22 protein-coding genes are annotated in these 20063 nt (G+C 40.3%); 3 read left to right on the top strand and 19 right to left on the bottom strand.

Annotation, left to right across the window (positions count from 1 at the left end; genetic code table 11):
- Positions 1–14 precede the first annotated feature (14 nt).
- The 19 genes from atpA to AACW90_RS20740 all read right to left on the bottom strand — a co-directional run bounded on the left by atpA (position 15) and on the right by AACW90_RS20740 (position 16046).
- Positions 15–1556 (bottom strand): F0F1 ATP synthase subunit alpha, encoded by a 1542-nt coding sequence (gene atpA, locus AACW90_RS20830; protein WP_390238429.1) that lies wholly within the window; start codon positions 1554–1556, stop codon positions 15–17.
- A 13-nt stretch (positions 1557–1569) separates the two neighbouring features.
- Positions 1570–2103: a F0F1 ATP synthase subunit delta gene (gene atpH / locus AACW90_RS20825; RefSeq protein ID WP_390238426.1), complete on the bottom strand. Its 534-nt coding sequence runs from the start codon at positions 2101–2103 to the stop codon at positions 1570–1572.
- Positions 2104–2117: 14 nt separating this feature from the next.
- Positions 2118–2588 carry a F0F1 ATP synthase subunit B gene (atpF, locus tag AACW90_RS20820; protein WP_275135194.1) on the bottom strand — a complete coding sequence of 157 codons (471 nt, stop codon included), beginning with the start codon at positions 2586–2588 and terminating at the stop codon, positions 2118–2120.
- A 75-nt stretch (positions 2589–2663) separates the two neighbouring features.
- On the bottom strand, positions 2664–2918 hold the full coding sequence (atpE, locus tag AACW90_RS20815; RefSeq protein ID WP_195704736.1) for a F0F1 ATP synthase subunit C: 255 nt from the start codon (positions 2916–2918) through the stop codon (positions 2664–2666).
- A 61-nt stretch (positions 2919–2979) separates the two neighbouring features.
- A complete protein-coding gene (gene atpB, locus AACW90_RS20810; protein ID WP_195704737.1) occupies positions 2980–3810 on the bottom strand; it encodes a F0F1 ATP synthase subunit A in 831 nt (276 codons plus the stop codon).
- 8 nt (positions 3811–3818) lie between these two features.
- Positions 3819–4208, bottom strand: a complete 390-nt coding sequence (locus tag AACW90_RS20805; RefSeq protein WP_390238423.1) for a F0F1 ATP synthase subunit I — start codon at positions 4206–4208, stop codon at positions 3819–3821.
- 180 nt (positions 4209–4388) lie between these two features.
- Positions 4389–5273, bottom strand: coding sequence for a ParB/RepB/Spo0J family partition protein (locus tag AACW90_RS20800; protein ID WP_390238421.1), 885 nt, complete (start codon positions 5271–5273; stop codon positions 4389–4391).
- A 25-nt stretch (positions 5274–5298) separates the two neighbouring features.
- Positions 5299–6072, bottom strand: coding sequence for a ParA family protein (locus AACW90_RS20795; RefSeq protein ID WP_195704740.1), 774 nt, complete (start codon positions 6070–6072; stop codon positions 5299–5301).
- A gap of 10 nt (positions 6073–6082) precedes the next feature.
- A complete protein-coding gene (rsmG, locus tag AACW90_RS20790; protein WP_390238418.1) occupies positions 6083–6718 on the bottom strand; it encodes a 16S rRNA (guanine(527)-N(7))-methyltransferase RsmG in 636 nt (211 codons plus the stop codon).
- Complete coding sequence (mnmG, locus tag AACW90_RS20785) at positions 6719–8611, bottom strand: tRNA uridine-5-carboxymethylaminomethyl(34) synthesis enzyme MnmG (protein WP_390238416.1); 1893 nt, start codon at positions 8609–8611, stop codon at positions 6719–6721.
- Between the two features lie 469 nt (positions 8612–9080).
- Positions 9081–9515 (bottom strand): FMN-binding protein MioC, encoded by a 435-nt coding sequence (gene mioC / locus AACW90_RS20780; protein ID WP_390238412.1) that lies wholly within the window; start codon positions 9513–9515, stop codon positions 9081–9083.
- 204 nt (positions 9516–9719) lie between these two features.
- A complete protein-coding gene (mnmE, locus tag AACW90_RS20775; RefSeq protein WP_390238409.1) occupies positions 9720–11081 on the bottom strand; it encodes a tRNA uridine-5-carboxymethylaminomethyl(34) synthesis GTPase MnmE in 1362 nt (453 codons plus the stop codon).
- A gap of 221 nt (positions 11082–11302) precedes the next feature.
- On the bottom strand, positions 11303–12925 hold the full coding sequence (gene yidC, locus AACW90_RS20770) for a membrane protein insertase YidC (protein ID WP_390238406.1): 1623 nt from the start codon (positions 12923–12925) through the stop codon (positions 11303–11305).
- Positions 12926–12927: 2 nt separating this feature from the next.
- Positions 12928–13185, bottom strand: a complete 258-nt coding sequence (gene yidD / locus AACW90_RS20765; RefSeq protein WP_195704746.1) for a membrane protein insertion efficiency factor YidD — start codon at positions 13183–13185, stop codon at positions 12928–12930.
- Positions 13152–13475: a ribonuclease P protein component gene (rnpA, locus tag AACW90_RS20760; RefSeq protein WP_229638074.1), complete on the bottom strand. Its 324-nt coding sequence runs from the start codon at positions 13473–13475 to the stop codon at positions 13152–13154. Before rnpA ends, yidD begins: the two co-directional genes overlap by 34 nt.
- 45 nt (positions 13476–13520) lie before the next feature.
- Positions 13521–13655, bottom strand: a complete 135-nt coding sequence (gene rpmH / locus AACW90_RS20755) for a 50S ribosomal protein L34 (protein WP_195704748.1) — start codon at positions 13653–13655, stop codon at positions 13521–13523.
- Between the two features lie 193 nt (positions 13656–13848).
- Positions 13849–14586: an amino acid ABC transporter ATP-binding protein gene (locus tag AACW90_RS20750; RefSeq protein ID WP_390238401.1), complete on the bottom strand. Its 738-nt coding sequence runs from the start codon at positions 14584–14586 to the stop codon at positions 13849–13851.
- Positions 14583–15254, bottom strand: coding sequence for an amino acid ABC transporter permease (locus AACW90_RS20745; protein WP_195704750.1), 672 nt, complete (start codon positions 15252–15254; stop codon positions 14583–14585). The genes AACW90_RS20750 and AACW90_RS20745 overlap by 4 nt, the downstream gene beginning before the upstream one ends.
- A gap of 33 nt (positions 15255–15287) precedes the next feature.
- The gene (locus tag AACW90_RS20740; protein WP_390238398.1) at positions 15288–16046 is read right to left on the bottom strand and encodes an amino acid ABC transporter substrate-binding protein; all 759 of its coding nucleotides are present in this window, start codon (positions 16044–16046) and stop codon (positions 15288–15290) included.
- A 334-nt stretch (positions 16047–16380) separates the two neighbouring features.
- Between AACW90_RS20740 and dnaA the strand changes: the two genes are divergently transcribed.
- From dnaA to recF, 3 genes are read left to right on the top strand one after another with little or no spacing between them, the layout of a single operon-like run.
- On the top strand, positions 16381–17787 hold the full coding sequence (gene dnaA / locus AACW90_RS20735) for a chromosomal replication initiator protein DnaA (protein WP_390238396.1): 1407 nt from the start codon (positions 16381–16383) through the stop codon (positions 17785–17787).
- 31 nt (positions 17788–17818) lie between these two features.
- Positions 17819–18919 carry a DNA polymerase III subunit beta gene (gene dnaN / locus AACW90_RS20730; RefSeq protein ID WP_195704753.1) on the top strand — a complete coding sequence of 367 codons (1101 nt, stop codon included), beginning with the start codon at positions 17819–17821 and terminating at the stop codon, positions 18917–18919.
- A 17-nt stretch (positions 18920–18936) separates the two neighbouring features.
- Entirely contained in the window at positions 18937–20061 is a 1125-nt protein-coding gene (gene recF / locus AACW90_RS20725; RefSeq protein ID WP_275135207.1) for a DNA replication/repair protein RecF, read from the top strand.
- Positions 20062–20063: the final 2 nt, after the last annotated feature.

The following is a 20063-nucleotide window of genomic DNA, read 5'->3' as shown; positions in this document are numbered from 1 at the left end:
CTACTCATTATCAATTACCAGGTCTGGGTTGCTATGAAATCGTCCACAACCTTTTTAAGCTGTGTTTCGATCTCATCGTTGTATGCACCCGTTGTATCGATCTCTTTCACAAAATCGGTAAACTGGCTACGAGCAAACGAAAGTAGCGCATCTTCGAAATCAGCAAGTTTGTTCAACTCAATGTCTTCTAGGTATCCACGTTCTGCAGCGAAGATAACAATAGCCTGATCAAATACAGACATAGGAGCATATTGTTTCTGCTTCATAAGTTCTGTTACTTTTTGACCATGGTCTAGTTGTCGTTTCGTTGCATCATCAAGGTCAGACGAGAACTGAGCAAACGCTGCAAGTTCACGATATTGCGCTAGTGCGGTACGGATACCACCAGATAGCTTCTTGATAATTTTCGTTTGAGCAGCACCACCTACACGAGACACTGAGATACCTGGATCAACAGCAGGACGAACACCTGCACTGAACAGCTCAGTTTGTAAGAAGATCTGACCATCTGTAATCGAGATTACGTTAGTTGGTACGAATGCTGATACGTCACCTGCTTGAGTTTCAATGATAGGAAGAGCAGTTAAAGAACCTGTCTTACCTTTCACTTCACCCTTAGTGAAACGTTCTACATACACTGCGCTTACTCGAGCAGCACGCTCTAATAGACGGGAGTGGAGATAGAATACATCACCTGGGAAAGCCTCACGGCCTGGTGGACGCTTAAGTAGTAGAGAGATCTGACGATAAGCTACTGCTTGCTTAGATAAATCATCATAAACAATCAGAGCATCTTCACCGCGATCACGGAAGTACTCACCCATAGCACAACCTGCATAAGGCGCTAAATATTGAAGCGCTGCAGACTCAGAAGCAGATGCAACAACAACAATGGTGTTAGCCAATGCGCCGTGCTCTTCCAATTTGCGTACTACGTTGGCAATAGTCGATGCTTTCTGACCAATCGCTACATAGATAGAGTAAATACCTGAATCTCTTTGGTTAATGATCGCATCAATAGCCATCGCTGTTTTACCAGTCTGACGGTCACCGATGATAAGCTCACGCTGACCACGCCCGATAGGGATCATGGCATCAACGGACTTATAACCAGTTTGTACAGGTTGATCAACCGATTTACGGTCGATTACGCCCGGCGCAATTATCTCTACAGGAGAAGATAATTTTGCATCAATTGGACCTTTACCATCAATAGGCTCACCTAGCGTGTTTACCACACGACCAAGCATTTCAGGGCCAACAGGTACTTCAAGAATACGACCAGTACCAGTAACTTTCATGCCTTCTTGTAAGTCAGCATATGGCCCCATGACAACCGCACCAACCGAGTCACGCTCAAGGTTAAGTGCTAATGCATAACGACCAGTCGGTAGTTCAATCATTTCACCTTGCATCACGTCTGCTAGACCGTGAATGCGAATAATACCATCGCTTACCGATACGATAGTACCTTCATTACGAGCTTCACTTACAACTTCGAAAGATTCGATACGTTGTTTGATTAGGTCGCTTATTTCTGTGGAATTAAGTTGCATGCTCCAATCCCCATCAAGACTGCAATGCATCGCTCAAACGGCCTAACTGACCGCGCGTTGAGTTATCGATGACTAAGTCTCCGGCTCGAATTACAACCCCACCAAGTAGGGTCTCATCTACACTACAATTCAGGTTAACTTTGCGTTCAAAACGCAGTTCAAGTTTGTTGCTGATGTCTGTAAGTTGTTTATCAGAAAGTTCTGTCGCTGATATTAAATCAACATCCATTTCTTTCTCATACTCTTGTTTAAGAGCTAAAAACGCATCACATACTTCAGGAAGGGCCTTAAGTCGACCATTCGCAGCCATTACCTTTATAAGGTTTTGGCCAAACTCATCAAACTGTTCGCCACAAACAACAATAAATATTTCTGTGAGTTTATCCGCAGAAACAGAACCACTAAGTAGCTCCACTATATCTTTGTTCTTTGTAACTTCGGCTGCAAAAGTAAGCATTTGACCCCACTGGTCAAGTGCTTCTTTTTCTACCGCAAAGTCAAACGCTGCTTTAGCGTAAGGGCGTGCTATTGTTGTCAGTTGAGACATGTGCACCCCTCGCTTTAAAGTTTCGCAGTAATGTTATCAAGAATATCTTTGTGCGCATCTTTATCAATAGAGCGCTCTAGGATCTTCTCTGCACCAGCTAAAGCCAGAGTAGCAACTTGTTTGCGCAGATCATCTTTCGCACGATTACGTTCTGCTTCAATTTCTGCTTCCGCTTGCGTTAGGATTTTCTGGCGTTCTGCCTGAGCTTCCTCGCGTGCTTCATCAATAATTTGAGCTTTACGTTTATTCGCTGAATCAATGACCTCAGTTGCTGTGCGCTTCGCTTCTTTAAGTTGCTCAGAAGCGTTGGCTTGAGCTAGATTCAAATCTTTTGCTGCTCTTTCCGCAGCAGATAGACCATCAGCAATTTTATTCTGACGTTCTTCAATAGCTTCTATAATTGGTGGCCATACATATTTCATGCAGAAAACCACGAATAAAAAGAATGCTATTGCTTGACCTAGCAGAGTTGCGTTCATATTCACAACAGCTACCCCTCTATTTTGTTCACCAACGAAAAAATGCTAATCAACGACAAAGTATTTACTTTGATCTGTTAATTAACCTAGTTGACTAACAAATGGGTTAGCGAATGTGAATAGTAGTGCTATTACGATACCAATCATTGGAACCGCATCAAGTAGACCCGCGATGATAAACATCTTAACTTGTAGCATAGGAGCCATCTCTGGTTGGCGCGCAGCACCTTCTAGGAATTTACCACCTAGAATTGCGAAACCAATCGCTGTACCAAGAGAAGCAAGACCGACGATCAGACCTACGGCGATTGCTGAAAAGCTCAGTAAAGTTTCCATTACTATCTCCAATTTATAGTTGTTGGCTTATATGTGCCTAAAAAAGCTTTGTAAAATTAAATTAGTGATCCGGGTCTTCATGTGCCATCGATAAATAAACGATAGTTAACATCATGAATACAAACGCTTGAATCAAAATAATCAAAATATGGAAAATTGCCCATGGGAGAGCACCTAACCATTGTAACCACCACGGAAGCATAGCCGCGATAAGAATGAATACAACCTCACCAGCAAACATGTTACCGAATAAACGCATACCAAGAGAAAGAGGTTTAGCGAGTAGCGAAACAACTTCTAATAGTAAGTTAAACGGTATCATCACTGGATGATTAAATGGATGTAATGCTAATTCTTTCGCAAAACCACCTAGACCTTTCACCTTGATGCTGTAATAAATCATCAAAAAGAAAACGCCTAGAGCCATAGCCATCGTGATATTAACATCAGCAGAAGGAACCACTTTTAAATAAGGGATACCTAACCAATGTTGAGCTGGATACGGTAAGAAATCAATTGGAATTAAATCCATGATATTCATTAGTAATATCCAACAAAAGATAGTCAGTGCTAACGGAGCTATCAATGGGTTGCGTCCATGGAATGTTTCTTTGACGTTATCTGCGACAAATTCCATTACCATTTCGACCGCACATTGCAGCTTACCCGGTACACCTACTGTTGCTTTCTTTGCTACCGAACGAAATATCCCTAGGAATATCAAGCCCGTGAGCACAGAAAAGAACAGGCTATCGATATTAACGTTCCAGAAACTGGTCTCCGTTATTCCCCAACCTAAATCAAAATGCTCAGAAATCTTAGCAAGTGACAGGTTAGTCAAATGGTGATCAATATATCCAGACGTTGTTAGCGCTTCACCTGGCGCAGCCATAACTCATCCTATTTTTTTTTGTTAATGAATAGCGCTGGCAAAAAGATATTAATACCTAATGCCAACAAATAGGTTAGCTTCAGGGGAACAAGTTCCACCTGCATATACATGTAAGCTGCAGAGAAGAGAACAACCGTAACGAGGATTTTCAGTACTTCACCGGTATAAAAAGACGCCGTGACTGCTTTTGCAGCACGAGCCCCACTATACATAAAAGCAAAAAATGCGAACACAGCATTAGCAAGCACAAAAATGCCGCCACCTATAAACGCAGAAACTCCCCAATCAACATTTACGGCCAAAGCCATCCCTGCTGCCACAAATGTAACCACGCTAGATTGAATCAATAACAGACGCTTTGCAAGCATCCGTCCTGGTTGAACTAGCCTAGCTACCATGTATTCATACCTTCATACCAATCCCACATAAACTCTTATCAATGAGCTTGGAAAAATCGCCAAAATTATACGTTCGATACATATTTTTGCAATAAAAACGCTGCATTAAATAACAAATCTGTTTACAAACCTACAACTTTAGCAATAAAAATTGTAACAAATAACAAAATTAGCCGAAGACTATTGATTGTCTTCGAGTAATTTAATCAATTGATCTAATTTGTGAGGTTCATCAAATGTAATCGTCATCTTAGATTTTCCATTTGAACCACGAGTTAAAGATACCGTTGAGCCAATACACTGACTAAGTCGCTCTGAAATATCAGCAGCTTCCGTATCTTTTTTCGTTTCACCTTCAACTTTTGGAGCTAATAACTTCTTAACAAACTGCTCAGCTTGACGAACGGTCATTTTTTTATCGGCAATCACTTTAGCCGTTTCACCTTGGCTTTCTATATCTAAAACCAATAACGCTCTAGCATGGCCCATATCAAGCTGTTTTTTCTCAACCAAATTCTTGACCGATTCATCGAGTTGATTCAGCCTAAGTAGGTTCGTCACGGTTGTCCGTGATTTACCTATTACATCAGCTACCTGCTGGTGTGTTAACTCAAATTCGTCCTGTAACCGCTCTAAAGCTTGTGCTTCCTCTATAGCGTTGAGATCTTCTCGCTGAATATTTTCAATGAGTGACATCGCGATTGCGGCACTATCAGGTACATTTTTTACGATGCACGGTACCTGTTTAAGGCCGACACGCTTAGCAGCCCGCCAACGTCTTTCACCAGCAATTATTTCATAGGAATGTCCTGCAACATGCCTAACCACAATAGGTTGAATAATCCCTTGAGATTCAATAGATGCAGATAAATCTTCCAACGCCTCTAAAGACATATCTTTACGAGGCTGGTAAATACCAGGCTTGAGGTTAGTAATTGAAATATCAGCCAACTCACCATCAACTGAAATAGATTGACTACTGGATGCTGTTTTCTCTTTTTCTCTAGCAAGAGAACTGGTAGCTAATAAGGCATCTAAGCCCATCCCTAAACCACGTTTAGACATTTACGTTATTCCCTTCTCTTGTCTATTATGCTGGTACTTCTTCGCGACGAAGTATTTCACCAGCTAATGCTAAATAGGCCTTTGCGCCAGCAGAATGTTTGTCATAATACATCGCAGGACGACCATGACTTGGAGCTTCTGCTAAACGTACATTTCGAGGAATAACGGTTCTATATACCTTATCGCCAAAGTGCTTCTTAAGCTGATCCGATACTTCATTCGATAAGCGGTTACGCGGATCAAACATGGTTCGGAGCAGACCTTCAATTTTCAAATTATCATTTACTACGGCAGCTAATTTACTAATGGTATCCATTAGTGCTGTTAAACCTTCAAGTGCAAAATACTCACATTGCATAGGAACTAACACAGAATCTGCAGCTGCCATCGCGTTGATTGTAAGTAGATTTAAGGCTGGGGGACAATCTATAAAGATGAAATCATAGTTATCACGAACCGAAGCTAATGCATTTTTAAGCCTAACTTCACGCGCAAATACTTCCATCAATTTAATTTCGGCAGCCGTTACATCTCCATTAGCGGCAATAAGGTGATAGCCTCCGCTGGTGTTTTTACATACCACTTCCTCAAATGGTACATCCTCAACAAGAAGATCGTAAGCAGTAGAATCTACTTGGTACTTATCAACACCACTGGACATAGTTGCATTGCCCTGTGGGTCTAAATCAACGACTAAAACTTTTCTTTTTGTTGCCGCCATTGAAGCGGCCAAATTAATACAAGTCGTCGTTTTACCGACACCACCTTTCTGGTTGGCTATTGCGATAATTCTTCCCACTGTAACCTCTCTACTCTTTCATCTTGGCTAAGGTTACAAGATGTCTCTCACCTTCTAGCTCAGGAATATTTAAAGCTTTGACTTCGATCACATTACACCATTCTGGTAACTGTTCAATCTCATCTTGCGAAAGCTGCCCTTTTAGCGCCAAAAATTGACCTGTTTCTGGTTTAGGCAAATGATGACACCAATTAACCATATCGCTCATAGAAGCAAATGCACGACTCAAAACAATATCAAACTTGTCCTCAGGCTGAAATTGTTCTACTCGACTTTGAATTGTAGTAACATTTTTTATATCCAATTCATGGGTCACTTGTTTAATAAATCGTATACGTTTTCCTAAGCTATCCAGAAGATGAAACTCTTTTTCCGGATTCATTATAGCCAAAGGAATGCCAGGCAAACCAGGTCCAGTTCCAACATCGATCAATCGATTACCATGTAAATGCGGACTGACCATAATGCTATCAAGAATATGTTTAACCAACATATCCATCGGATCACGAACAGATGTTAAGTTATAAGCTTTATTCCATTTATCTAACATCTCAACATATCTGACAAGTTGACTTCTTTGTTGTTCACTCACAACAAGATCGGTTTTGTCTATAAGAAGATCTAATTTATTATCTAGACTAATCAATTACTCTTCCCCTTTCTTAAGCATGCCTTGCTTCTTTAAGTAAACGAGCAAGATTGAAATTGCAGCCGGAGTAATACCTGAAATTCTTGATGCTATACCTATTGATTCAGGTTTCGCTTCATTCAGTTTAGCGACAACTTCATTAGACAGACCTTGAACATTTTTGTAATCGGTATCAACGGGTAATTTTGTATTTTCATGACGCAACGATTTTGCTATTTCATCTTTTTGACGTTGAATATACCCTTCATATTTTACTTGAATTTCAACCTGTTCAGACGCTTGCTGATCTTCTAAAGCAGGAGCAAACATATCTAGCTCAGTAAGTTGCTTATAAGTAATTTCTGGACGACGTAATAAGTCTTCTCCGCTAGCTTCTTTTGTCAAAGGTGTTTTTAGCACAACATTGAGTTTATCAACCCCTTCCGATTTAGGATTAACCCAAATATCTTTCAACCGTTGGCGTTCCGTTTCCAAATTATCTACTTTTTGGTTAAATCGAGCCCAACGCTCGTCATCAACCAATCCTAATTCGCGGCCTTTCTCAGTCAATCGCAAGTCAGCATTGTCTTCACGAAGTAACAATCTATATTCAGCGCGAGAGGTAAACATTCTGTAAGGTTCTTTGGTTCCCATTGTTGATAAATCATCAATAAGTACACCCATATAAGCTTCATCACGACGTGGATTCCACCCCTCTTTCCCTTGGGTGTATAAACTGGCATTCAAACCAGCCATTAACCCTTGAGCAGCAGCTTCTTCATAGCCCGTTGTACCATTTATCTGCCCAGCAAAAAATAGCCCTTTAATATACTTGTTTTCATAGGTCTGTTTAAGATCTCTTGGATCAAAGAAATCGTATTCTATGGCATAGCCTGGGCGAACAATATGTGCATTTTCAAAGCCTTTCATCGAATGAACAATCTGAACCTGTACGTCAAACGGTAAACTAGTAGAAATACCATTGGGATACAATTCTGTTGTATTTAGGCCTTCTGGTTCGACAAAAATCTGATGACTATTTTTATCCGCAAAACGCATTACTTTATCTTCAATGGAAGGGCAATAACGAGGCCCTATCCCTTCAATGACACCAGCATACATTGGACTTCTATCCAAATTAGCTCGAATAATACTATGGGTTTTCTCGTTTGTATGAGTGATATAGCAAGGGATTTGTCTTGGGTGTTGGCTACGATTACCTAAAAATGAGAACACCGGTGTTGGGTTATCGCCGTGTTGAACTTCCAACACTGAGAAATCAACACTATTAGCATCAATACGTGGTGGTGTTCCTGTTTTTAGTCGATCAACTCGTAGTGGTAATTCACGTAATCTGTCGGCCAGAGCAATTGAAGGAGGATCGCCTGCACGACCTCCAGAGGAACTTTCCATTCCTATATGGATCTTTCCACCAAGAAAGGTACCAACCGTCAACACGACCGATTTAGAGCGTATTTTAAGGCCCATTTGAGTGACAACACCAACCACCTGATCTTTTTCAACAATAAGATCATCCGCAGGTTGTTGAAAAAGGGTTAGATTTGGTGTGTTCTCTAACGTTTTTCTTACAAAGGCTTTATAAATTGCCCTATCTGCTTGAGCACGAGTGGCTCTAACTGCAGGGCCTTTTGAAGCATTCAGTGTTCTAAATTGAATTCCTGCTTCATCTATCGCTTGGGCCATTAGCCCACCTAAGGCATCAACTTCTTTGACTAAATGTCCTTTGCCAATTCCACCAATAGCAGGATTACAAGACATTTGACCTAACGTATCAATATTATGTGTTAGCAGAAGTGTTTTTCTACCTGTTCTAGCAGATGCGAGTGCGGCTTCCGTTCCAGCATGTCCGCCACCAATAACGATGACGTCAAATTGTTCATGATAAAGCATGGATCGACCTTAAGGTATTTCAAATTAAAACGTGAATGAAAAAAGAGCGTCATTCTACCTTTTTTGTGAAGTTGATAAAATGTATTTAATGTTATTTTAAAGGGATCATAAATATAGAATATATATAGGATCTATATAGAGATCTTTCTATTGGATCTATTATTAAGGAAGCATGATCCTGTTAGTAACTCAAAAATGATCAACAAGATCATAGTAGTTATGACGATCATATCTTGTGATCTTGCTTTGATCTAACGGAGGATTAGCTGGGATCAAAATAGGTAGTTATCAACATTGGATAGATAAAAATAAAGTTATTATTTGGATAACTATAGCTTAATCACCGGAATTAGAGCTAGTTATCCACAATCCTTGTTCTGTTGTTGTCTAGTTTGTTTTATGTTTATAGGGATAAGTTATCCACATGAGGGTATAAAGTGGACTATCATCGATCCACTTTATGTATTGATTATAATTGATTAATAATTGAGGTTAACCACTCTTCTGCCGGTTCCTCTGGAATCTGATGATCAAGTATATCGATGGTAAAGCAATCTGCAATAGGGGTTGCACCTATATCGACGAGTAAAGAGAATGCATGTTTTCCTGCTGCACAAAAGGTGTCATAGCTCGAGTCGCCAATCGCAATAACCACAAATTTCACTGCGTTCATTCGAGGTGGTGCCGTGAGCAGGTTGTTGATAAAAGGTTGGATATTTTCTGGGTAGTCGCCAGCACCATGAGTAGAAGTGACAATTAACCATGTCCCTTCGTTAGTTATATCGTCAATTGTAGGGATATTGTGGATCGTCGTTTCTTTCCCTTTTTGCTGTAAAAGATCACTTATGTGGTCACCAACGTACTCAGCGCCACCTAAAGTACTGCCTGTTATTATATGGATCATTGTCAAATACCTTTCTAAAAATGCACCTGTAATGTGTTTAGTATTCAATGAAGTTAGCAACTAATCAATTTGAATTTGAAAAATGAAGGGTAGTTAAAAGAATGCACTAAGTGAGGATTTACTTTGAATGGCCATCTGATTGATTTTGGGTAGAGCAGACACCACTTAAACGTGATGCCTGTATTTTATGTTTGTATTGAACAACTATTTACCAATACAAAATGATGAAAAAATGCGTCCTAAAAGATCATCTGAACTAAATTCACCTGTAATTTCATTAAGATACTGTTGAGTAATTCTAAGTTCTTCAGCAAGAATTTCTCCTGCCATATAACCTTCCAGCTGCTCTTGACCTATATTTAAGTGCTCTGAGGCTTTATTTAGCGCCTCTAAGTGACGTCTGCGAGCCATAAATCCACCTTCATTATTCCCAGTGAAGCCCATACATTCTTTTAAGTGGGTTCGAAGAGAGCTAATCCCTTCACCTGTTTTGGCTGATAAGCGGATAAGTGTTGGATCGTTAACATGACAGATACCGAGCACTTCGTCAGTTTGATCTGCTTTGTTTCGAATGACTGTCATTCCAATGTTGTCGGGTAGACGATCAATAAAATCAGGCCATATTTCTTTAGGGTCTGTGGCATCGGTAGTCGTTCCATCTACCATAAATAAAACTCTATCTGCTTGAGATATCTCCTGCCATGCTCTGTTTATACCGATCCGTTCTACTTCATCAGATGCAACCCTTAGGCCCGCGGTATCAATAATATGCAACGGCATACCATCAATGTGAATATGTTCTCTTAATACATCTCGTGTTGTACCAGCTATATCAGTGACAATGGCAGACTCTTTACCTGAAAGTGCATTTAGGAGGCTTGATTTACCAGCGTTTGGTCTGCCAGCAATAACCACCTTCATACCCTCACGCATAATAGAACCTTGATTGGCTTCTAACTTTACTGCTTCCAAATTATCTATTATCCGATGTAAGTCAGTACTTACTTTTCCATCAGCGAGGAAGTCAATTTCTTCTTCGGGGAAGTCGATAGCGGCTTCAACGTAAATTCTTAAATGGATTAGAGAATCAACCAGTGTATTTATTCTCTTAGAAAATTGTCCTTGCAGAGATTGAAGTGCAGATTTTGCCGCTTCCTCTGAACTTGCATCAATGAGATCTGCAATGGCTTCTGCTTGAGTTAAGTCCATTTTGTCGTTCATAAAAGCACGTTCAGAGAACTCACCAGGACGAGCAGGACGCATGCCGTCTATTTTTAGAATACGCTTGATAAGCATATCCATGACGACTGGACCACCATGCCCTTGTAGTTCGAGAACATCTTCACCCGTAAATGAGTTAGGGTTTGGAAAATAGAGAGCAATACCTTGGTCTAACTCAAGGTCATTTTCTGATTTGAAGGAAATATATTCCGCATAACGAGGTTTTAGTTTCTTGCCGGTAACCTCTAGTGCCACTTGAGAAGCTTTAGGCCCTGATACCCTAATAATACCAACACCACCACGTCCGGGCGCAGTAGCTTGAGCGACAATAGTGTCTGTGGTCATAGTTTTTCCTACTTGGTACAAAGAACAAAATGAGTTGACTGGGTGACTTCTTTTATCAAATGTCTACTAGATGGATGCAGCAGACAAGCTTACAGGGAAGTATTCACAGCGTCCTGAACCAAGATGTAACTCAGTTAATCAGGATTCGAATGGGTAAATTGTAATCAGCTAAAAACAAAAAGGCGACCTTTAGGCCGCCTTTCTTAATAATTAAATTATTATTACTTAGAATGTAAGCCTTTCTTTTCCAAGTTTCTATAGATTAGAGACTGTTGGATAAGAGTTACGACGTTCGAGACTAACCAGTAAAGAACGAGACCTGAAGGGAAGAACAGGAAGAAACCTGTAAACATGATCGGCATAAACGTCATGATCTTCTGCTGCATTGGATCCGTTACAGTCGTTGGACTCATCTTCTGAATCATGAACATACTACCACCCATCAATATAGGTAGGATGTAATATGGGTCTTGAGCTGAAAGGTCAGTAATCCATAAGAAGAATGGAGAATGACGAAGCTCAACTGATTCCATTAATGACCAGTACAGAGAGATGAAGATAGGCATCTGTAGGAAGATAGGTAAACAACCACCAAGTGGGTTTACTTTCTCTTTCTTATAGAGTTCCATCATTTCTTGACTCATTCGCTGGCGGTCATCACCGATGCGCTCACGCATTGCTGCCAACTTAGGTTGGAGCATACGCATCTTAGCCATAGATGTGTATTGCGCTTTCGTTAACGGGTACATAGCACCACGAACAACGAAAGTTAGAATCATAATAGATAGACCCCAGTTTACAACAACACCTTGAATCATAGATAGCAGCCAGTGAAGAGGCTTAGCGATAAACCACAACCAACCATAATCAACAACGAGATCGAGATTTGGTGCAACGGCTGCCATTTCTTTTTGAAGTTTTGGTCCAATCCAAAGCGTTGCTTCAAATTGAGCTTTATCTCCAGTCGCAATCGTTTTATTTGGCATACGAACGCCAATATCACCAAGGTTGCCAATAACGCGAGTATAAAGGCTTGAACCTGGAGCCTCACGAGGAACCCACGCTGTCGCAAAATAGTGCTGCAGCATTGCAGCATAACCTTGGCCATCAGTCAGATTAATTGAAAGGTTACGATCTTGCATGTCGTCAAAGCTATACTTCTTGTAGCGAGTATCTTGGCTAGAATAAGCACCACCACGGTATGTTGGCATTGTTAAGCTGCCACCATCATCCATAACGTTTTGACGTAGGTGTGCATACATACCCACAGTTGCATTGGTGCCAGACTGGTTATCAATATTGAAGTTAACATCGATATCATATTGACCACGCTTCAATACAAACGTCTTAACGTAGGTAATACCGTTAACAGAATAAGTAAGAGGAACCTTTATTTCTTCTTGGCCATCAGCAAGCACATAAGAGTCCGTGGATGAAGAATAAGTAGGGCGACTTGCGCTGCTTAAATCTATTCCTTGTGGACCCACTAAGCCGCTTTGAGCGATGTATGTATGATCAACATCATCTTTAAGAATAACAAATCGTTCTACAGAATCTTCTGTTTCAGCATATTTGTTTAGTTTTGCAGAAACAACATCACCACCAAAGGTATCAATTGACAGAGTTAATACGTCAGTTGTCACTGTAATGAGTTTTGCAGATGAGCCTTGTTGAGGAGCAGGGTCAAGTTCACTAGCAATTGATGGTGCAGGTAAAGTACCGTTATTTTGTGCCTGTTCTACTCGCTGTGGTGCTTGTGGGTTCTTTTCAACTTGCCATTGTTGATATAGCAAAAAAGAAACCAGTGCCAGAGCGATAAGCAGAATATTACGTTGAGAATCCATCGTTAATTGTCTCTGTCTTTATCTTGGGTCGGTGGAACGGGGTCGAAACCCCCTTCATTCAAAGGGTGACATTTTAATAGACGTTTGCCAGATAACCAACAACCTTTTACAAAACCGTGCATCTTTATTGCTTCAAGAGCATAGGTAGAGCACGTTGGTGTAAAACGGCAGCGTGGGCCAATAAGCGGGCTAATTGTCCACTTATATATATAAATCAAGCCGATAGCTAACCACGAGAAGGGCGAGAAAGGCGATGCCATAATTTATCTAATAGTTTAAACATTTCTTCACTGCTCAAGTCCTGAGCGCTCTTTTTCGCGATGACAACAAAATCTTTATTTGGAAGTTGGTGTTGATTGGTTCTAAAACTCTCTCTGGTAAGACGTTTAAAGCGATTACGACCAACAGCGGTTTTTATCTGCTTTTTGGGAACGGCTAAACCTAAGCGAGGATGAGAAAGAGAATTGTCACGAGCTATAATAGTGAAATGGGGGGAGCCTGCACGATGTGCCTGCTGAAATACATTTTTATAATGCTCGGGAGTTAACAAACGTAACTCCCGATTGAACGCGTACGTATTCAAAATAATCGCGAATTATTTTGAAAGGCGCGCACGGCCTTTAGCACGACGTGCATTAATTGTTTTGCGACCGTTCTTAGTTGACATGCGTGCACGGAAACCGTGAGAGCGCTTGCGCTTAAGAACTGAAGGTTGAAATGTGCGTTTCATGATAATACCTTTACTGATCAGTAGTTTATAGGTTCTTGTTAAACCCGGCGTGGAACTAAATATTCGACGCCTCTCAACAAAGAGGCGGAATTGTAATCACTGGCTCTTCAAGAGTCAATAACTGTTAAGCTTTAAAAGCTATTTTATTCCGGTCGACGGATTATACGTAGTGTGAGTTAAATCTCAAGGATCTTTATTGGATCCCGACGTTTCTTAAAAACTTCTTCAACCTAACATCTTGTGGATTACCAAAGATATCATGTGGAGAACCTTGTTCAACAATCTTCCCTTCTGCCATGAATATTACTCTGTCGGCGACTTCTTTGGCGAATTGCATCTCATGGGTGACCACCAGCATAGTTTGGTGTTTGGTTGCTAACTGCTTCATTAAGCTGAGAACTTCTCCAACTAACTCAGGATCAAGTGCGGAGGTTGGTTCATCAAATAACAACAATTCAGGCTGAAGGGCCATTGCTCTGCCTATCCCTACACGTTGCTGTTGACCACCAGAAAGTGAAGCGGGATAACTTTCTGCTTTATCACCTAAACCAATATCACTAAGAATCTGCAGCGATCGATTGTATGCTTGTTCTTTATTCCAACCCCGAACAGTAATCAAACCCTCAGCTATATTTTGTTTTGCTGTTAGGTGTGCAAACAATGCATAGTTTTGAAAAACAAAGCCTGTTTTTTTACGTAGTGCAACGATTTCTGCTTTTGTATACTTCTCAACATCGACAGAGACATCATCGATAGTGATCTTGCCCTTGTCGGCATGTTCTAAGAAATTAACACATCGCAGCAGCGTTGACTTACCGGTACCGCTAGAACCAATTACAACAATGATCTCACCTTGCTTTATCTCTATATCAATTCCAGACAGTATTGATGAAGAACCAAATTTCTTATGGATATTGTCCAGCTTGATCATCTTTGGTATGCCTTATTGAGTTTAAATTCAGCCCAAATTTGGACGCGGGTAAGAATTATCACCACTCCCCAATAGATAAGAGCGACAGCTAAAAATGCCTCAAAGAAACGAAAGCTAGACGATGCTTCCATCTGCGCTTTAGCCATAATCTCAGCAACCCCCAAAGTGAATGCCAATGAAGTTGATTTGATCATATCGATGAAGTAGTTCATTAGAGATGGCAAAGCGACACGAGTAGCTTGAGGCAGAATAATCCTTCGCATTGATTGGCTAGTCGTCATACCAACTGAGAGGCTTGCTTCCATTTGACTTCTATCGATACCAATAATGGCCGCACGTATAGTTTCAGCCATATAAGCTGAGAAATGTAACGTTAGGCCTATAATAGAAGCGGTAAAAGCATCGATTCCAACCAAGATAGGAAAAACCTGGGGCAACCCGTAATAAAGCAAAAAAAGCTGTACTAACAGAGGTGTTCCGCGGAAAAAACTTATATATAGCTGACTTAACTGATCCAGTACAGGAATCTTAAATACTCGAATATTAGCTATGATGATAGAGAGTATTAAAGAAAAGAATAAACCCCATATAGCCATCTCCATTGTTGTACCTAGGTACCTAAAAAGAATAGGTAGCAGTTCAAGCATGTAGTTAAAATCGAAAGACATTAAGTATCCCTAACTGGTGTTAAATAGCGATTTCTATTTTTTGGTAATGTCAGCGTCAAACCACTTAAGAGATATTTTCTCAAGAGTGCCATCTGCGCGCATGTCAATTAATGCCTTGTTTACTTCCGCTTGAAGTTTTGTGCCTTTCTCATTTTTAACAAACGGCCAAGCATTCTCAATCGTTTCGAAAGGTTGACCTGCTAACTGTAAAGGTAAACCAGTCTTTTTAATAACTTCAAGCACAGAAAGTCTATCCATTACAAATGCATCAGCACGGCCCAAAGCAACGTCATGTTCAATAGCGGTGTCGTAAGTTTTAATATTGATTTTGTTATCTTTATCATAATCACGTAGAAGTTGTTCAAAGTTAGAACCTAAATTCACTGCAACGGTTTTTCCTTCCAGATCTTCGATACCTTGAATATCATCTCTACCTTTACGAACCGCTATTTGTGCTCCATCAATAACGTAAGGGTCAGCAAACAGATATTTGGCTTTACGTACGTCGGTAATGGTTATTTGGTTAGAGATAGTATCGATACGTCCGGTTTCTAGTAGACCAAAGAGACCAGAAAAGCTTGCAGTAACATATTCAACGTTATAATCGTTTCTACGACCAATCTCATCCCACAAATCCACTTCAAAACCTTGAAGCTTATCTAGTTTTACAAAGGTAAATGGGAAATAACGTCCAGACATACCAACCTTTACATCAGTTGAAGCATAAGCTACCTGAATAAATGATGTGGTTAGGGCAAAAATTGTGAATAAGTTTCTTAGCCAGTGTTTCATTCTATAAAATCCTCGATGTTTGATAGGATGAATGTTACTGGTAAAGTGAGTTATAAATAAAATAACCAGATGTTATTAGAAATAACCAAGTGATTTGTCCCCAAGAATTGATCTTCTTGTGAATGTTGGGGATAACCTGAAAAGATCTTATATTATGGATGGTTATGTGGATTAATTTGGGGATAAATATGTGGATCCACGGTATATAAAATTAATGAATGTGAATAACTTCGATCTTATTCACTGGATCTGCGATCATTTACTGGTGATCTTCCCTTACAAGGAGTAAAATTGCCGTCCTTTTCCAACTCATAAAAATAATAGTGGGGTCACAGTGTCATCTTCGCTATGGTTACAGTGTCTGCAACAACTACAAGACGAGTTATCGGCAACAGAATTCAGTATGTGGTTAAGACCACTGGAAGCAGAACTTAATGAAAATACGCTGACTCTATTTGCACCTAACCGGTTCGTTTTAGATTGGGTACGTGATAGATATCTAAATAATATCAATCGTCTTCTTAAAGAGTTTTGTGGTTCTGACATCCCAAATCTTAGGTTTGAGGTGGGAAGTAAGAGAATCTCTGTTTCTTCACCCCCTATATCTAGAAAATCAAAAGCAGATGTCGCAGCCGAGTCTTCAGCTCCTGCGCAACTTCAAGCGCGCAGGCCTGTGCATAAAACATGGGATGATGAATCTGAGTTGGTGGAAATTAATCATCGTTCTAATGTTAACCCAAAACATAATTTTAATAATTTTGTTGAGGGTAAATCGAATCAATTAGGTTTGGCTGCCGCTCGTCAGGTTGCTGGTAATCCAGGTGCCGCATACAATCCATTGTTTTTATATGGTGGAACCGGTTTAGGTAAAACGCACTTATTGCATGCTGTTGGAAATGCAATTGTGGATAACAAGCCAAATGCGAAAGTCGTTTATATGCATTCAGAGCGATTTGTCCAAGATATGGTAAAAGCGCTGCAAAATAATGCTATCGAAGAATTTAAGCGCTATTACCGTAGTGTTGACGCACTACTAATTGATGATATTCAATTTTTTGCTAACAAAGAGCGTTCTCAGGAAGAATTCTTCCACACCTTTAATGCATTATTGGAAGGTAATCAGCAAATAATCCTTACTTCTGACCGTTATCCGAAAGAGATTAATGGGGTAGAAGATCGCTTGAAATCTCGATTCGGCTGGGGATTAACGGTAGCTATCGAACCTCCCGAGCTAGAAACTCGTGTTGCTATCTTAATGAAGAAAGCAGAGGATCATCAAATTCATTTAGCCGATGAAGTTGCATTTTTTATCGCAAAACGTCTACGTTCAAATGTTCGTGAGTTAGAAGGTGCACTCAATCGTGTTATCGCTAACGCAAACTTTACTGGCCGCCCAATTACTATCGATTTCGTTCGCGAAGCATTGCGTGATCTACTTGCACTGCAAGAGAAGTTAGTTACTATCGATAATATCCAAAAAACAGTGGCTGAATATTACAAAATTAAAATGGCTGATTTGCTATCTAAGCGTCGTTCACGTTCAGTTGCAAGGCCTCGCCAATTAGCTATGGCACTGGCTAAAGAGTTGACTAATCACAGCTTACCTGAGATTGGTGACGCCTTTGGTGGACGTGATCATACGACCGTATTACACGCTTGTCGTAAAATACAGCAATTACGCGAAGAGAGTCACGACATAAAAGAAGACTACTCAAACTTAATTCGTACGCTTTCTTCGTAAGAGGCACGGTTGGTATAGAAAAGAGACAGTTATGAAATTTACTATTGAACGTAATCACCTTATAAAGCCATTACAGCAAGTTTCCGGTGCACTAGGTGGGCGACCTACGTTACCTATTTTAGGTAATATACTTCTTAAGGTAGAAGATAATACGTTGTTAATGACAGCGACTGATTTGGAAGTTGAATTAGTTGCACGTATTGCTCTGGAAGGGGATTTTGAAGCGGGCAGTATTACCGTTCCCTCGCGTAAGTTTTTAGATATTTGGCGCGGATTACCAGATGATGCTGTGATTACCGTTGTTTTAGATGGTGACCGAATTCAGGTCCGGTCTGGACGAAGTCGTTTTTCTCTTGCGACATTACCTGCGTCAGACTTTCCAAATATTGAAGATTGGCAAAGTGAAGTGGAAATCACGCTTCTACAAAGTGAACTTCGCTCATTGATTGAAAAAACACAATTTTCAATGGCGAACCAAGATGTCCGTTATTATCTCAACGGTATGTTGTTTGAAATTGATGGTTCTACACTGCGTTCAGTCGCAACAGATGGACATAGAATGGCGGTTTCTCAAACTGCACTTAATGCTGAATTTACGTCACAACAAGTTATTGTACCGCGTAAAGGTATTCAAGAACTTGTTCGTCTATTGGATACACCAGAAAGCCCAGTAACGCTGCAGATAGGTCAATCAAATATTCGGGCAGATGTAAATAATTTCACCTTTACATCAAAGTTAGTTGATGGTCGTTTTCCCGATTACCGACGTGTTATGCCACAGAGCACGACCAAAACATTAGAGGCTGGATGTGAAGTACTACGCCAAGCATTTTCCCGTGCTGCTATTTTATCGAATGAGAAGTTTCGTGGTGTGAGAGTTAACCTGTATGGTAATGAAATGCGTATTACCGCTAACAACCCAGAACAAGAAGAAGCAGAAGAGCTACTGGATGTGAACTTCCAGGGTGAGGATTTAGAAATAGGCTTCAATGTTAGTTATGTGTTGGATGTTTTAGGTACGCTGCGTTGCGACAAAGTGAGAATATCTATGTCTGACGCGAATGCGAGTGCTTTGGTAGAAAATGCGGATGATGACAGTGCTATGTATGTGGTTATGCCAATTCGTTTATAATTGAATATTGTAAATAGATGCCTTTAACTCGTTTGGTTATTAAACAATTTAGAAATATCGAAGCTTGTGATATTGACCTATCGGCAGGCTTTAATTTTATTATTGGGTTAAACGGAAGCGGTAAGACGAGTCTTCTTGAAGCGATTTATATGCTTGGTCATGGACGATCATTTAAAAGCGCATTGACAGGTAGAGTGATTCAAAATGAATGTAGTGAGCTGTTTATTCATGGTCGACTTAATCATGGTCAAGAATTGGATTCTGACAATTTTGAGCTACCAGTCGGTATAAATAAGCAGCGCGATGGAACAACAGAGGTTAAAATAGGCGGTCAATCTGGACAAAAACTTGCCCAGCTTGCACAAGTATTGCCTTTACAACTAATTCATCCGGAAGGGTTCGAGTTACTGACTGATGGCCCGAAGCATCGTAGGGCATTCATTGATTGGGGTGTTTTTCATACCGAATCAGGTTTCTATGATGCATGGGGAAGATTAAAACGTTTAACTAAGCAAAGAAATGCGCTTCTGAAGTCGGCAAAGAGCTACAAAGAACTGAGTTATTGGGATCAAGAACTGGTTCAACTTGCTGAAAATATTGATAAGTGGCGAAATGCCTATATTGATGAGTTAAAATGTGTGGCAGAAGTAATCTGTAGTGGTTTTTTGCCAGAATTTGATATCAAATTGAAGTATTATCGTGGGTGGGAAAAAGATACGTCCTACGCCGATATCCTTGAAAAAAACTTCGAAAGAGATCAGTTGCTTGGGTATACGTTTAGTGGCCCAAACAAAGCTGATTTACGCATAAAAGTAAATAACACACCAGTTGAAGATGTGTTATCCCGAGGTCAATTGAAATTGATGGTGTGTGCACTGAGAGTCGCTCAGGGACAACATTTGACTCAAATGACTGGTAAGCAATGCATCTATTTAATAGATGATTTTGCTTCTGAATTAGATAGCCAACGTCGCGAACGTTTAGCAACGTGTTTAAAGCAGACGAAGGCACAAGTTTTTGTAAGTTCTATTACCGCCAGCCAAATCGAAGATATGTATGACGAAAATGGCAGGATGTTTCATGTGGAACATGGCAAAATAGAGTGTATTGATAAGCGGGCTGATAGCCCTAATAGAGAGTAACT

The sequence above is a fragment of the Vibrio frigidus genome, assembly GCF_042465995.1.
Classification (GTDB): Bacteria; Pseudomonadota; Gammaproteobacteria; order Enterobacterales; family Vibrionaceae; genus Vibrio.
The sequence above is the reverse complement of the archived record's forward strand: the minus strand, read 5'-3'. Positions and strand labels throughout refer to the sequence as shown.

Coding starts and splice junctions, on each gene's coding strand:
- atpA (WP_390238429.1), bottom strand. CDS start 1,556: ATGCAACTTAATTCCACAGAAATAAGCGACCTAATCAAACAACGTATC.
- AACW90_RS20805 (WP_390238423.1), bottom strand. CDS start 4,208: ATGGTAGCTAGGCTAGTTCAACCAGGACGGATGCTTGCAAAGCGTCTG.
- atpB (WP_195704737.1), bottom strand. CDS start 3,810: ATGGCTGCGCCAGGTGAAGCGCTAACAACGTCTGGATATATTGATCAC.
- AACW90_RS20740 (WP_390238398.1), bottom strand. CDS start 16,046: ATGAAACACTGGCTAAGAAACTTATTCACAATTTTTGCCCTAACCACA.
- mioC (WP_390238412.1), bottom strand. CDS start 9,515: ATGATCCATATAATAACAGGCAGTACTTTAGGTGGCGCTGAGTACGTT.
- AACW90_RS20800 (WP_390238421.1), bottom strand. CDS start 5,273: ATGTCTAAACGTGGTTTAGGGATGGGCTTAGATGCCTTATTAGCTACC.
- atpH (WP_390238426.1), bottom strand. CDS start 2,103: ATGTCTCAACTGACAACAATAGCACGCCCTTACGCTAAAGCAGCGTTT.
- yidD (WP_195704746.1), bottom strand. CDS start 13,185: ATGGCATCGCCTTTCTCGCCCTTCTCGTGGTTAGCTATCGGCTTGATT.
- yidC (WP_390238406.1), bottom strand. CDS start 12,925: ATGGATTCTCAACGTAATATTCTGCTTATCGCTCTGGCACTGGTTTCT.
- rpmH (WP_195704748.1), bottom strand. CDS start 13,655: ATGAAACGCACATTTCAACCTTCAGTTCTTAAGCGCAAGCGCTCTCAC.
- recF (WP_275135207.1), top strand. CDS start 18,937: ATGCCTTTAACTCGTTTGGTTATTAAACAATTTAGAAATATCGAAGCT.
- AACW90_RS20750 (WP_390238401.1), bottom strand. CDS start 14,586: ATGATCAAGCTGGACAATATCCATAAGAAATTTGGTTCTTCATCAATA.
- mnmE (WP_390238409.1), bottom strand. CDS start 11,081: ATGACCACAGACACTATTGTCGCTCAAGCTACTGCGCCCGGACGTGGT.
- atpE (WP_195704736.1), bottom strand. CDS start 2,918: ATGGAAACTTTACTGAGCTTTTCAGCAATCGCCGTAGGTCTGATCGTC.
- mnmG (WP_390238416.1), bottom strand. CDS start 8,611: ATGCTTTATCATGAACAATTTGACGTCATCGTTATTGGTGGCGGACAT.
- dnaN (WP_195704753.1), top strand. CDS start 17,819: ATGAAATTTACTATTGAACGTAATCACCTTATAAAGCCATTACAGCAA.
- AACW90_RS20745 (WP_195704750.1), bottom strand. CDS start 15,254: ATGTCTTTCGATTTTAACTACATGCTTGAACTGCTACCTATTCTTTTT.